Below are 13,619 nucleotides of genomic sequence, written 5' to 3' on the forward strand. Positions count from 1 at the left end.
TGCAATAGAATTATCTTCTGATAAACCTTGTTGGAATTCCAACAAACGCGCTTACTTAATCTCTTGCAAATAATTCCAAAACTTTTTTGAATTCGTAGGAGTTCCTACCGTATGCTTTTTCTGCATATAATATCCCGTGTTTTTTTCTCCTATCCTTATAATATTCCATACCTTCCGGATGACCCGACTTTTTAGCGGAAAGATAGAGCCTTTCGTAGCAATGAGATAAAATACGATGAGGTTCCGCTTCGTCGTTAAACTTAGGATCTAAGGAAATATACTTCTCCAGAAATTCAGCAGACTGATTGAAGTTTTTTAAAGCATATTGGTGTTTAATGAATTCGCGATAGATGCCGGCTTGCAATTCAAGAAAAGATTCAGATTTTCTAATATTTGGGTTCGCTATTTTATCCAGGTTTTTCATAGCAAGAGATAAATTTTTGACCGAATCTAATCTTGCTCTGGTTAGTTCCCTATTCCAAAGCCTTTCCGCGTTCTCTAACCTGGTCTTTCTTTGCCAGGGAAATCTTTCCGAATCAAGGACTTTGCCTTCTTCTTTTTCTCTCTTGGATTTGATACTATCCGATACTTTTTTGAAACCGTCCAATGCAGCGGAGAAGTAACCTTCCGTTCTCTCCAAAGCCTGTTTGGAATTACCCTCAGAAAAATCTCCTAATAGATCTATATCCTTGAATTCGTTGGGATCATCGCTCCACGGGCCGTCTTTCACCGATTCAGGAATCAGGATCTCCAGCCTTTTAGGCCGATCATGCGGATCTTCTTGGGGAAATAGATAGGAAGTGGGGGCGATCAATGAGAATAAGAACAAATATCTTAAGAATGAAAGCTTGCCGAGTTTCATTAACACTAGGATCGGGAAACCACTCCGAGAGATAAACCATAAAAATGGTTTCATTAGGAAAGGCTTCCGATGAATTTGATTTAGGAGCACAATATGCAAAGCCCCGAAGTCCCGAAAACGAAACGTATCGTACTCATTGCACATGATAATAAAAAAGAGGATTTAGTGGAATGGGTACAACTTCATAAGGACATACTTTCCAAACATCATCTTTATGCGACGGGGACCACAGGAAAGATCGTTCATGAAAAAACGGATCTACCGGTTCATAGATTTTTATCCGGACCGCTCGGTGGGGATCAACAGATCGGTGCAAAGATCGTAGACGGAGAAATAGATGTGGTCATTTTCTTCTGGGATCCGTTAACCGCACAACCGCATGATCCCGACGTTAAGGCCCTTTTGAGGATCGCAGTTCTTTATAATATTCCAATTGCAAATAATAGAAGGTCCGCTGATTACTTGATCTCTTCCGACCTTCTCTCCAGTTCTTATAAAAAAACGACGATCGATTACAATACAGGTCTTCCTATCTATTAGGAATCACTTTTATTTTTCGATATGGTACGTTCAAACGGATCGAAACGGAACTAAATCGTAAAACACTTATTCCCAAGATCCGAAGGGATCCGAAAAAGTTTTCCAAAGTTTCGGTCCGCCTGCATATTCTTCCTCTGACACCAAACAGGAGTCCAAAACTCTAGTCATCTTTTCCCGATCTAAATTTTGCCCGATCAACACCAACTCTTGTCTTCTATCTCCATAAGGTTCTTCCCATACGGATTCGATTTCTTCTCTGGACTCTTTGTCTTTAGGCCATAAGGAAGAGTCCGTTGAAGACCACCATTGGCCGGCGATTTCCGTTCGGCAGGAAATCCCTGCTTGGGACCAGATCCCGGCATATTGCATCCTTGTTGCCAGCCAGAAAAATCCTTTGGATCGGATCACACCTTCCCATTCGAATTCTATAGCTTGATAGAATCTTTCCGGATGAAAAGGTTTTCTGGCGCGATAGACGAAACTGGAAATCCCGTATTCTTCGGTTTCAGGATTGTGAGTTCCCCTGAGTTCCTGTAGCCAACCGGGACTTTCCGAGGCTTTTTGAAAATCGAACAACCCCGTGTTCAGAATTCCAGAAACAGGGACACGGCCTTCCGAGATAGGAATCAATTTTGCAGTAGCGTTCAGTTTTCTTAATATAAGTAGAAGTTTTTTTAGTTCCTCGTCAGTGATTAGATCCGTTTTATTCAAAAGGACCACATCTGCGAATTCCACCTGATCAACCAAAAGATCCACGATATTTCTATCGTCCGTAGCGTCTAAGGCCAGGTTTCTATCCGCCAATCCATCGGAAGATCCGTAATCTTTCAGGAAATGATATGCATCCACTACTGTGACCATAGTATCCAATTTGGCGAAATCTGAAAGGCTAGCTCCTCCTTCATCGCTAAATGTGAAAGTTTCTGCAATAGGTAACGGTTCCGAGATACCTGTCGATTCGATGAGTAAATAGTCGAATCTTTTCTCTAAAGCCAAGCGACGGATCTCGAGCAGAAGGTCCTCTCGCAAGGTGCAACAAATACATCCGTTAGACATCTCTACCAGTTTTTCTTCGGTCCTGACCAGATCGGCTCCACCGTTCTTAATCAAAGAGGAATCGATGTTGATTTCGCTCATATCGTTTACGATCACCGCTACTTTCAACCCTTCTCGGTTTTTTAGTATGTGATTTAAAACGGTAGTTTTTCCTGCTCCTAAAAAGCCGGACAATACGGTAGTAGGGAGTTTTTTCTCCAATTTCATATGAATAGTCCTATCAATGTCCCGGAGCTTTTCCTCCGGAACTAATTCAATTTTAAAAGGTTGGATTCGATAAGCTTGGGGAGCTTATTATTTACCTTCTTCTGTAAACGCTGCCCTATACGCTTCCGGAGGGCAGGTCAGATAACTGCAAGAATAAGAATCGGAAGATACCTGAGTCCAAGTCCCTAATTCCACCAACTCGTCGCAAGAGATCTTATAAGAATTAGATTTACCTTTGCCGGAAGGAATACCTGCACAGGAAAAGACGGGGATCTGTTTATAGCAGGAACAATTTCCTTCGAAGGCTCTAGTGTCTGAACAGTAGACACAATCGGACCTTTGGTCTCCGTTTAATGCAGCCGAGATCAAAGACTGATTTTGATAATCTTCCTTCTCCTTTTGTGTTTGTGGATCGGAGGTGCAGTAGGAAAATAATAATATTATAAAGATAGAAAGTGTAAATGATCTAAAATCCATAAAAATTCCTCATTCTGAGATCAGAGTAAACGGGATCGTTGTCTTGAAGGTAACGTTAGTCCCGGGGTTTAGAGCGTATTCTTTGTAACGGCTTAGATGGTTCACGTATTCCTTATCGAAAACGTTCAGAACTGCCACATCGAAAGTTGCAGATTCGGTTCCGTTCGTTAAGCCGGGAATCTCTCCACCGAAGCCGAGATCGTATAAATTATAACCTTGGGTGGGAGTTTCCCTGTTATCGACTTTATATTGGGACTGAACGAAAGTGCCGTTTACAGAGAAGTAAGGTTTGGAGATCCCGAAAAGTTTGTCGGTTGTAAATCGTAAACCTAAACGGGCCCTGTTCGGTGTCATCCTCGGAAGATACTTATTGTTAACGTCCGTATATACCGAATTAGGATCGGTGCCCGCAGGATTCAGAATGATTTCAGGTGGAATATTCTTCTGTATGGTAGCTCTTAGGATATCGATACCTCCCGTTAGTACTAACCAAGAAGTTGCCTGGGCTTGAAAACTGAATTCTCCACCTTCTAATTTAGCGGCGTCTTGTCGGTATCTATAAACCGGTAAACCGGAATCCAAGTCGGTGGCTCCTGCACTTACCGAATAAATGTAATTATCGATCTTGTTCCTAAAAACACTAAGCTCAGCTTGGAATTTATCGTTCGCAAAACGGACGGACGCATCGTAGTTCAAGGATGTTTCCGGTCTTAAAGTTTCTTTACCTATCTCGAATCTGCCGCTTCCTTCGTGAACTCCATTAGCGAATAACTCAAAAGGAGTGGGAGCCCTAAAACCTCTACCTGCATTTAAGGCCAAAGAGAAATCTTTTGCAAATCTCCAAACAGTCCCGAGAGTTCCTGTGCTCGCGGAAAAATTTCTGGTTTGCTCCAAATTCCCTAAATCCGCATTCGCACGAACGTCCATACTTCTTTTATCAGTTCGAGCCCCTGCGGAAAAACTGAAATCCCCGAGCTTCCACTCTTCGAATAAGAAAAATCCAATATTACTCAGGCCGTAACCCGGGATCAAAGGTTCCGTCCCGATAGTATTACTTCTTTGCTGCATTCCGGAAATACCGACAGTACCTTTCAAACCCTTCCATTCTTTATGATGGACTTTCGCATCCGCCGTTGTGGTGTCTAAGGAGAGATTTAAACCCTGCTTATAATCGTATTTATTCACTTGATACGCGGAAGCTACCTTTGTGAACGAATCGATAGACGGATCCAACAAAGTATCCTTGATCGGCATATATCTATTCTTATCTTCAATCTCTCTTCGATTGTTTCGTTGATAAGCCGCATCCAATTCGACGTTCACAAAGGGAAGGATGAAGAATGCATGCATATGAGTTTTCTGATGAAAGACTGTTTGGTATGCACTTGCCCCGGGAGACTCGTTCGGGTTATCATATAAATCTTGTTCTTGGTATCTCTGGAATGAATCCACATAAAAATTCCCCCAGGAACCATCCGTTCCCAAAGACGCGTTTACGTTTCTTTCATTAAAGCCGGTATTAGGAAGAGTTCCCCTTGGTGTGGTTATCCTGCCCGCCTTTCTTGTATCCGTTTGTACTCGGTAGCCGAAGTTGGTCTCTTTATGATAACCGAATAGGGAAATGGCACCTGCGTCTTGTTTATTATTCGAAAAACTATTCGTGGATATAGTTCCTCCCAAACGAGGAGCGCCGTCTTTTGCAGTCGGTGCCTTGGAACGGATAACGTTAATCACACCTCCTAACGCATCCGAACCATAAAGAACGGAAGCCGGACCTCTAACGACCTCCATCTTATCAATGTTAAATGCATCTAGATCGACAGTATGGTCGTCTCCAAATTGTTGTTCTTCTTGTCGGACACCGTCGGTCATAACAAGAACTCTCTGGCCGGTCAAACCTCGGATTACCGGCTTAGAAGTCCCAGCTCCCGTAGTTAAAGTCGAAGCACCTGGAGTATTTTCCAGAGCAGACATAACATTCTGTCCGCGTAACCTTTCTAATTGTCTTCCTTCAAGAACCGTGGTGGGTTGTGGGGTGGATAAAAAATCCGAAGCTAAAGTTTTGGCAGTGATGTTGATTGCCACACCTTCCAAGAGAGAAGGTTTTAGAACGATATCCAAAACCTTGTCCAAATCCTTTATTTCGAATCTTTCCGTTTTTAATTCATAGTTCGGTGCGGAAACAACTAACGTGTAATTACCCGGCGAAACGTGTTGGAATTCGAAACTTCCGTCCTTTCCGGACCTGGATATGAACTTGTTCTCCGTAAGGAGCAATTTTGCGCCGGAAATTGGACGACCCTCCGGGTCTTTAAGAAACCCTTTGACGTTCACATCCAGGGAAAAAACTTCCGAGAAAGGTAAAATCAAGGCGATAAAAACGGTTAATATATTAAATTTATATAAAGTACTTTTCATTCTTCCTAAACTCCGGACCTATTAAGGTCGGGTTTTCAACATACAAAGTAAATTTCGAAACGGATGGCGAACGCCAAAACCGCCGAAAGCGATAGATGCGCGTTGATTAGGAGAAAAAAGGAGGAGCTCGGCCTTTCAAGATCCCCGGTATGGAGATTTGAACGGGAATAGAAGCGAGAATTATAAATTTCTTATATTCCCGAATAGGTTGTTCAGTTGCAGATCCTTGGATAAGGTTTGCACCCGAATTGATTTGGATATGAATACAAAGAAAACAGGATTCCGAGGAAATTTTCGGTGAATGTTTGGAAAATATTCCCTTTTCGGAAATATCAGCGTGGGAATGCACGCTTGTAAGCAGAAGTCCGCCGCAAAAAGCGAATAACGCAAAGAAGGACCTAAGTCCGTTTTTTCGTTTTTTTACGAAGAATCCCATTTTTTTCAATAATGATAAATCGTTATTAATAAGCAAGCAATTTTTTGCTCACCTCCGCTGTCAATGGACCTGGCTGTTTCTGAGGAATAGGGAATTCTCAACCTTGAGGCGGCCGCTTTACCTTTCCGCAGAACTGGTTCCTGAAATTACAACCGATCTCTTTGGCTGTAATTTTATGCCGAATGTGGAATTCATTCTTCATCATTCTTTCAAGGAGGAACTCAAACAAGAAGTGATTTGAATACCAAGGTGGAGTGCAGGTGATCCTATCCTCTAACACCGAAGAGTTTTCACCGGTTTGGATAAAAATATGTTCATGTTTAAATTTTGCAAATGGCCCCGATTCTTGGATATCGACAAAACGTTTGCCAGGATCTAATTCGGTATGCAAAGCAACCCAGCGGAAAGAAATTCCGGGAAAAACTTTTACTCTTACGACTGCTTTTGAGCCGGGTTCCAAAGACGAAGGCGGTAGAATCACTTTTGCTTTTTTGGAAGAACCTACCAAGGCGGAAAAACCGTCCGGTCCGGCATGAAATCCGAATAATTCGGAAACCTTACAATCGAATTCAGAACGGCAAACGAATATCAAGAGAAAACCATAACATTAAGAAAACTAAATATATTTAATTCATACGGGAATTTTCCGTTTTTTTCCAATAAGCTTTGTTTCCTACCGCGATATTCCTTAAAACGACATCCTGATTTTTTGGGACCACTTTTGCCGTATAAAGATCGGCTTCCGTTACCGTTCCCTCTCCAAGTAGATTTGCCGAATTAAAGAAGTAAACGGTGGTCCCTTTTTTAAGTCCGTCTATAATACCTGCATTTACGATAAGTGAGTCTTCTTTTACCCTATGTACTTTTCCGCTGGCAGGAATTAAAGCTAAGATCTTGTCTCGTGCTCTTAAGGTCGCTTCTGCGAGAGCATCTCTTCCTTTCGCATATATCCTAAATTTACCTAAAATTTTCTCTTCCTTATGATCTCGAAGGCTCCATTCCAGACGTAAATTATTTTCTTGGAAGGAAATTTTTCCGCTCACAACGAATCTGATATTTTCACCTTTGGAATTCTTAATAGAAGAATAGTTTTTTTCCGTTTTATGAATTGCGCCGGAATACGGCTCGGATTCTAAACTTTCCGATTTTCTAATATTATCTAGATCGATATTTCGGACCCTTGGGTCCGAATTCAAAAAATGTCGAAGAACTTTACCTGATAAGGCAGGAAGATCGGTATGTTTGGCTAGGAAATCCTCTCCATCCGGATCGAAAACAAGGACCTCGGGAGGAGTTCTGCCATAGTCTTCCTGAATACCGAACTCTCCGATCTTGACTAAACCTTCTCGATAGCTTAAGGAAGTTTTAAAACCTTCCAGATTATTCTCCACGGAATATCCGTATTTTTTATTATCCGGAAATTTATTTCTCAAAAGCAGGAGTAGGTTGAAGTAACTAGGAAAAAATCCCCTTCTTTTATATTCTTCTAACGTTAGTACTAGGATTTCCGGACGGTTCGGAAGGAGTTCTTTCGCTCTGATCAAATGATACCAGGCTAGATCATATAAGAAAGCATTCTTATTCGCTCTATATCGCTGAAGCCTATATTCTCCTAAGGTCCTTCTTAATGAATTTCCTTCGGGTAGATTCTCCAATACGTACAACTCCGAACGGTTTCTCGCAATCGGATCCAGATCATCCAAAGAGATCAATTTTTCTAGATCCGCCTTTGCGTCCTTGGAAGCAGGGTCCTTTCTCAGTCTTGCATAAGAACGTAAGTATAAATACTCGGTGGAATTCGGGAATAAGCTTAATAAGCGGTTTAGATATTCCTCAGCTTCTTGGTATCTTCCGAAATATATTCTTGCCTTAGTTAAAAGTTTGAGGGCTTCTTCTTCGTTCGGATGTAGGGAAATGGACCTTTCGAATTTTTCAGCGGCTTCCGCAATTTTGGAATCCCGTTTGTTTCCTTGGGATTTTTCAGCCCAGATAAGTAAAAACTTACCGGATTCTAAAAAGATGGATGGATCGTCGGATGCTTCGGCTTCCAATTGATTTCTGAGAGAGGCCGCTTTCGTAAAGTTACCGTCAAAAGCCTCTACTTTCGCTTCCAAAGCTCTGACTTCTTTGTTTTTTGGAATTCTGGAATAAGCAGAATGAAATTCGAAACTTGCTCTTTGGGTCTTTCCGGAGGCAAGTTGTACTTCTATATAGATCGGAAATAGATCGGAATCGTACTTATCTTCTTCCAAAAACGGCTTAAGGATCGAAAAAGCTTCTTCATAACGTCTTAATTTCGCTAAAGTGACTGCTTTTTCTCGGACAGCTTTTTTGTTTTTCGGTTCTAACTCGAGGACCTTATCCAAAGATTGTAACGCTTCTTTTTCTTTATGAAGTTTTAATGCGGCATCCGCAAGCCCCAATCTCGAGCGAACGGAGAGCGGGTTTAGGTTTACAGCTTCCCTAAACGAATCGTAAGCAGCCGGATAATTTCTGGAAGCTAATGCGCCTTCTCCCTCTTTGATCCAGTCTATTGTTTGTTTAGACGAAAGGGGATAAGAGAAGGATGAAACGAAAAGAACCGTAAAACTCCCGAAAAGAAATTTTAAGACTCGCAGCTTATATGGGGTTTTTAATCCGAATATCATGGCGTAAAAAATCCGGTCTCCGCTTTTCCATTCGAATTTCTGAATATAGCTTCTACGACCACCGGGACGTAGACATCCATTCCTTCGTGGTTGATCCTACTTTTAAAAGAAAGAAGATATCTTCTATCCTTTTTAGAATCTATCCAACTTCTTAGATTTTTCTCCGTTCCACCGGACGGGATCGTTAAGAATTTCCCTCCCGTTTTTTCAGCGATCTCTTTATATACGGAAACCGATTCTCCGCTTTCTCCTAAACATAAGAAGTAGATAGGAATATCGTGGGCCATCGCAAAACGGATGATCTTTGTCGGTGAGAATTGAGTGAATGCAGCTTTGGAATCTTTTCCGGATACGATTGCGATGATGGCTCGTGGTCCTAAACTATCTAATAGGTCCGTGATCCCTTTTTGGAGCGATTTCCCGATTTGAGATTCTTCTTCCGGTGTGAAAGAGCGTAACGCTTTCAGGATATCGTACATACTTTTTCCGAAAGGGTAGGCGGTTTGGGTATCTTTGCCGGAACGTAACAGTTGGATTTTATCTTCTACTCTGATCTCGGACAAAAATGGGCGGATTGCCTTCTCGATTGTCGCATACGAATCGGATACTATCTGAGAATTTTCCGCGACGATGGAAACACTAACTCTATTATTATATTTTTTCATATCGGTCAGACCGATCAAAGGCGAAAGATTATCCATCTCGTAGATTCGGAAAGAGTTTCGGGGAATAGCCTTCACCGGAACCCCGTGTCTATCTTTCGCATGAAGAACTAAGGAAATATCTGGATAATCCGAACTGATCGTTCTTTCTACGATCAGATCTAAGTTGGAAGAAAGTTGGCCTTTGGGAGAAAAGGATTCGATCCTATGTCTGTTAAAATCCGCAACAAACATGGAACCGGTGTAATCGAAAGTTACCGAGTATGCCTGGTCGAAATTTCGAACAGTATTTTTGGAATCCTTAAAGTTATCGAAACTTGACCAAGTTTTAGATACGGAATCGTAGATAAAAAGACCTGCGGTCTCGTCGGCCACGACAACCTTATTATCTTTGATCGCAAGATTTCTGGGTCTTTTAAAAGAAGGATTGTTTATTTCTTTTAGAAAATTTCCCTCATGATCGAAAACGACTAGTCTTTTGTTTCCCCGATCCGCTACAAAAATTTCTCCACGGTTATTGACCTTAATCCCGGCAGGTTGTTTTAAGATACCGACTCCGATCTCTTGGAGTGGCTCCCCCGTTCTGGAAAGTTTTTGGATCCGATTATTACCCATATCGGAAACATACAAAAAACCTTCTTTCGTAAAATAAAGACCTGCCGGTCCATGAAAACTTCCGGGATCTTTTCCTGTGGAACCGAAACGATTCACGTAAGATCCTCTGGTATCGAATTCGTAAATTTTATCTCCTGCATAATCTGCAACGAAGATGGATTTGCCTCGAATACTAATTCCGACGGGGCCTTCTAAATTTCGGCCGAAGGAACCTTTAAAATTCTCGACAGCAAAACCGTTGGCATCGAATTTAACCACGTTAGCAGTATCGAAACTTACTACGTAAAGATATCCTTCATCGTCGACTCCGAGATCGGCCGGGTTCCTAAAACGGAATCTTCTTAGATCATCCCCGAAAATCGATTTATAATATTCTAAATTATCTTTTCTATTCCCGCCACCGAGCCTATATCTTAGTGCGTCTAAACGGTTCTTACTGATCAGATCGAGTTTATTGGAAGATTCCAATTGTTCCAATTCGGAAAGACTTTCCTGCCAATCTCCGCTTAGATAATAAGCTTCGGAAAGAAAGAATTTTGGATGAACGAAATCCGGTTTTATAGAAAGGGAGCGAATAAAATTCTCTCTAGCTGCCGAGAATTCTCCCTTGTTATAGTAAGCAAGACCTCGTTTGAAGAATGTCTTGGCTTCTTTTTCTTTTAATCCGAAATTGGGTAGGGGTTCGGACCATCCTGATTGGCTGAGAATTCCTAAGAGTAGAATTAAAACGAAAAGTTTTGTTTGCGTACGTCTCCCCATTCTAATCCTCTTAGTCGATAGAACATCTTAAGAGACATAATTTCAACCTATTTTTCAGGGCTTCTACATGGGTTTTCTCATCTAAGCAAGTATTATTGAGAGGCGCTTTTGTTGGAGCTCCTACAAACCGAGCGGTGATAAATTGTTTGTCGAAACGGGCTTTTTGTGAAAATATCCTTTTTTCTCCACCGCTACGCTCCGGCCCCCACCCGAATCGGGCGGGGCCGATTCCCACGCAAGTTGGAGTTCCCACATGGGAAAAATCTACTCTTTAAGGTTCTCACGGCAGGGATTAATGGAGGGCGTCTTCGGGCAAATCCCGGTCGGAGCGAAGCGAGGAGCCGCCCAGAAAATTATCCGAGTCTTCTTTTGACTGAAAATCTTTCCTTAAGATGGGAGGAGTGGGAGTTTCCTGTGGGGGAGAGCCATACGTTTTTCCAGTTGGAATGCCATTCGGACCATTCGTTTCGAACGGATTGGTTCTGTTGGAGTTCCTCTTCGACCTCTCTCATCAGTCGGTCCAATAGGATCACGTAGTTTCTGAATCGCAGGGCTAGGTCGGTATTTGAGGAAAATTCCTGCATGGTTTACATATCGGTTCAAGCCGGTGGGAAGAGGCATTTTTTCCCGGAATTTTCGGCGGGAATCGACAAGAAATCGGGGCATAATTACCCTGCGAGGACTGCTATATGCGCCTCCACACTTTCAGCCAAGGCGTCTAGGTCGTAACCTCCTTCTAGGAAGGATACCGTTTTAGCCCCGATCTGTTTTGTTGCAGATAATACCAATCGTGTGAATTCTGCAAATGCGTTGGTGCTAAGGTTCATGCCTGCTAACGGATCTCTTTTATGTCCGTCAAATCCTGCGGAAATCAATACATACTCCGGTTGGAATTCCAATAGGGAAGGTATCACTGTTTCTTGAAAATAATGCAGGTATTCTTTATCTCCTGATCCCATAGGCAAAGGGATGTTTAATGTAAAGTTTTGCCCTCTTCCTTTCCCTCTTTCTTGGGCTGAACCTGTTCCGGGGTAGTACGGATATTGGTGGAGCGACGTGAAGTATACTTTATCCGATTCGTAAAATATTTCCTGGGTCCCGTTCCCATGATGTACATCCCAATCCAGTATATAAACTTTTTCTACTCCTTGGGCGAGTAGATGGGTCGCGGTAATCGCTATATTATTTAATAAACAAAAGCCCATGGATCTTCCGGTTTCCGCATGATGTCCTGGCGGTCTTACGAGTGCGATCCCTGATTCGATTTCATCGGATCTGATCTTATTCACTAAGTCCACTCCGCTTCCTGCCGCCAAGATCGCCGCATCAAAACTGGATTCGGAATAAGGAGTGTCTCCGTCGAAACTTCCTCTTTTGCCTTGGATATGGGAGAATCGCTCCCTATGTCGCTGATTATGTACGGACTCGATTAGTTCGAATGGAAGTTTGTTGGGCTTGATCCATTGCATGTCCTTAAAATAGGATGTCTTATGCAGGCGATCGAGTATGGCCTCCAGTCTTTGTGGGGATTCCGGGTGGAATGTCCCGGTATCATGCAATAAGAATGTATCGTCATAGGCGTAACCTAGTTTCATTTTCCGCTCCCGTTTTTTATCGGAACTCCAACAAAGAGGACAAGTACCGAGGTTTTCGGTTCGATATTATAATGTAGATCCGGAGTAAATTTGTGCGCAAACCGTTTTCCCTTTTTCCTATCTTAGTTCTTACCGCTTTTCCGGTCTGTGCAGAGTTCACTATCCCTTATCCTGAGAATTCCAATAAGAAAGAGATCCCTGTTTTAGAATCGTCCGGGGACATTAAAACCAAACCACAGTCTTTATCCAAAGAAAAGGAGAAGAAAGGTGAGATACGACTTTCTTCCAGGAACACTCCGATGGAAAGCGAAAAGGAAGCTCCTAAAGATAAGATTAAAAAGTTTTTTACAAGATCTGCGGACAAGGTTACTTATGCCGATCGTCCTACATTCTATCGCGGTCTTTATGTGAATAATGCTTTGATATCGGATAAATCTCGAAGGAACGAATGGGAGTCTTTATTAAAAGACGCTTCTGATTATGGGATAAACGTTTTGGTGATCGATCTTCAACCTAAAACTCCTCCTCCGGAAGAGATCTCTCGTATTAAAGAAATGGGTTTTTATCCGGTCGCAAGACTTGTGAATTTTGACGGAGGACTTAAAACCAAATTTCCTAGCCCGGAAAGATTGAATTCTATTTTAGGTTATGTGAGAAAGGCATGTATTTCCGGATTTCCGGAAGTTCAGTTGGACTATATACGTTATGCGGATGTTACCGATATACCTCTTTCTTTAAAGGAAAAGTATAACAATATCAACCAGATCGTGAATCGGATCCGCGGAGAAGCCAATCAATGCGAGAAACTTCCCTATTTGAGCGCGGATATATTCGGTAGGATCCCTTTTAATAAAGACGACCAGATCGGTCAGAAGGTGGAGAACTTCGCACAACTTGTGGATGTGATCTATCCAATGTTGTATCCTTCTCATTTTTACGGTCAACCCGGTCGTATCGCAAATCCGTACCAAACCGTTTATGATGGTTTAAAGAACACCAGGAAAAGATCCTTATCCACCACTAGAGTGGTCGGTTGGATCCAAGGTTTCGGGATGAGCCTTGGACCTTCCGGTAAGTCCTTGAAAGATTATATCAAGGCCCAGATCGAAGCAAGTGTGGATAGCGAGAGTGACGGTTTTATTGTCTGGAATATATTGGGAAAATACGGAGATACTTTTAGAGCCATCGAGGAAAGTATTCGGAGCGGGAAGTTAAAAATAGAAGATTGAGGTTTTGTAATATGACCCCGATGTTGGAGTTCCAACACGAATTTTACGTAAAAACCTGTTGCAATAATTAGGATTTTATGATATAGGGACGTGGCGCTCCCACGGGCCACTCCCC

General features: G+C 42.3%; 11 protein-coding genes. 2 read left to right on the forward strand and 9 right to left on the reverse strand.

The features are described 5' to 3' along the window. Positions 1-55: 55 nt before the first annotated feature. Positions 56-862 (reverse strand): FcpA-related putative periplasmic flagellar protein, encoded by an 807-nt coding sequence (locus AB3N61_RS03930; protein ID WP_232421092.1) that lies wholly within the window; start codon positions 860-862, stop codon positions 56-58. Between the two features lie 93 nt (positions 863-955). Here AB3N61_RS03930 and AB3N61_RS03935 point away from each other — a divergent pair, with 93 nt between their 5' ends. Beyond that, positions 956-1,402 carry a methylglyoxal synthase gene (locus AB3N61_RS03935; protein ID WP_020771240.1) on the forward strand — a complete coding sequence of 149 codons (447 nt, stop codon included), beginning with the start codon at positions 956-958 and terminating at the stop codon, positions 1,400-1,402. A 66-nt stretch (positions 1,403-1,468) separates the two neighbouring features. On the opposite strand, the gene zigA is transcribed toward AB3N61_RS03935, so the two are convergent. The 8 genes from zigA to AB3N61_RS03975 all read right to left on the reverse strand — a co-directional run bounded on the left by zigA (position 1,469) and on the right by AB3N61_RS03975 (position 12,275). After that, positions 1,469-2,665 carry a zinc metallochaperone GTPase ZigA gene (gene zigA, locus AB3N61_RS03940; protein ID WP_367898530.1) on the reverse strand — a complete coding sequence of 399 codons (1,197 nt, stop codon included), beginning with the start codon at positions 2,663-2,665 and terminating at the stop codon, positions 1,469-1,471. 87 nt (positions 2,666-2,752) lie between these two features. Then, a complete protein-coding gene (locus AB3N61_RS03945) occupies positions 2,753-3,142 on the reverse strand; it encodes a hypothetical protein (protein WP_020771099.1) in 390 nt (129 codons plus the stop codon). 9 nt (positions 3,143-3,151) lie between these two features. Beyond that, a complete protein-coding gene (locus tag AB3N61_RS03950; protein ID WP_367898531.1) occupies positions 3,152-5,560 on the reverse strand; it encodes a TonB-dependent receptor in 2,409 nt (802 codons plus the stop codon). Positions 5,561-6,093: 533 nt separating this feature from the next. Continuing rightward, positions 6,094-6,588, reverse strand: a complete 495-nt coding sequence (locus AB3N61_RS03955; protein ID WP_020771325.1) for an SRPBCC family protein — start codon at positions 6,586-6,588, stop codon at positions 6,094-6,096. A 34-nt stretch (positions 6,589-6,622) separates the two neighbouring features. Next, positions 6,623-8,644: a tetratricopeptide repeat protein gene (locus tag AB3N61_RS03960; protein WP_367898532.1), complete on the reverse strand. Its 2,022-nt coding sequence runs from the start codon at positions 8,642-8,644 to the stop codon at positions 6,623-6,625. Continuing rightward, positions 8,641-10,680 (reverse strand): 6-bladed beta-propeller, encoded by a 2,040-nt coding sequence (locus AB3N61_RS03965; RefSeq protein ID WP_367898533.1) that lies wholly within the window; start codon positions 10,678-10,680, stop codon positions 8,641-8,643. The genes AB3N61_RS03960 and AB3N61_RS03965 overlap by 4 nt, the downstream gene beginning before the upstream one ends. Before the next feature lie 353 nt (positions 10,681-11,033). After that, entirely contained in the window at positions 11,034-11,264 is a 231-nt protein-coding gene (locus AB3N61_RS03970; RefSeq protein ID WP_020771154.1) for a hypothetical protein, read from the reverse strand. 84 nt (positions 11,265-11,348) lie between these two features. Further along, positions 11,349-12,275 carry a histone deacetylase gene (locus tag AB3N61_RS03975; protein WP_020771501.1) on the reverse strand — a complete coding sequence of 309 codons (927 nt, stop codon included), beginning with the start codon at positions 12,273-12,275 and terminating at the stop codon, positions 11,349-11,351. Between the two features lie 92 nt (positions 12,276-12,367). On the opposite strand from AB3N61_RS03975, the gene AB3N61_RS03980 reads away from it, so the two are divergent. Next, positions 12,368-13,504 carry a putative glycoside hydrolase gene (locus AB3N61_RS03980; protein WP_020771261.1) on the forward strand — a complete coding sequence of 379 codons (1,137 nt, stop codon included), beginning with the start codon at positions 12,368-12,370 and terminating at the stop codon, positions 13,502-13,504. Positions 13,505-13,619 lie beyond the last annotated feature (115 nt).

This window comes from Leptospira sp. WS58.C1 (assembly GCF_040833995.1).
In the GTDB taxonomy this organism is placed as follows: Bacteria; Spirochaetota; Leptospiria; order Leptospirales; family Leptospiraceae; genus Leptospira_B; species Leptospira_B cinconiae.

Bases quoted from the DNA above. Each gene is read 5' to 3' on its own strand.
- AB3N61_RS03930 (WP_232421092.1), bottom strand. From the start codon at position 862: ATGAAACTCGGCAAGCTTTCATTCTTAAGATATTTGTTCTTATTCTCA.
- AB3N61_RS03935 (WP_020771240.1), top strand. From the start codon at position 956: ATGCAAAGCCCCGAAGTCCCGAAAACGAAACGTATCGTACTCATTGCA.
- zigA (WP_367898530.1), bottom strand. From the start codon at position 2,665: ATGAAATTGGAGAAAAAACTCCCTACTACCGTATTGTCCGGCTTTTTA.
- AB3N61_RS03945 (WP_020771099.1), bottom strand. From the start codon at position 3,142: ATGGATTTTAGATCATTTACACTTTCTATCTTTATAATATTATTATTT.
- AB3N61_RS03950 (WP_367898531.1), bottom strand. From the start codon at position 5,560: ATGAAAAGTACTTTATATAAATTTAATATATTAACCGTTTTTATCGCC.
- AB3N61_RS03960 (WP_367898532.1), bottom strand. From the start codon at position 8,644: ATGATATTCGGATTAAAAACCCCATATAAGCTGCGAGTCTTAAAATTT.
- AB3N61_RS03965 (WP_367898533.1), bottom strand. From the start codon at position 10,680: ATGGGGAGACGTACGCAAACAAAACTTTTCGTTTTAATTCTACTCTTA.
- AB3N61_RS03970 (WP_020771154.1), bottom strand. From the start codon at position 11,264: ATGCAGGAATTTTCCTCAAATACCGACCTAGCCCTGCGATTCAGAAAC.
- AB3N61_RS03975 (WP_020771501.1), bottom strand. From the start codon at position 12,275: ATGAAACTAGGTTACGCCTATGACGATACATTCTTATTGCATGATACC.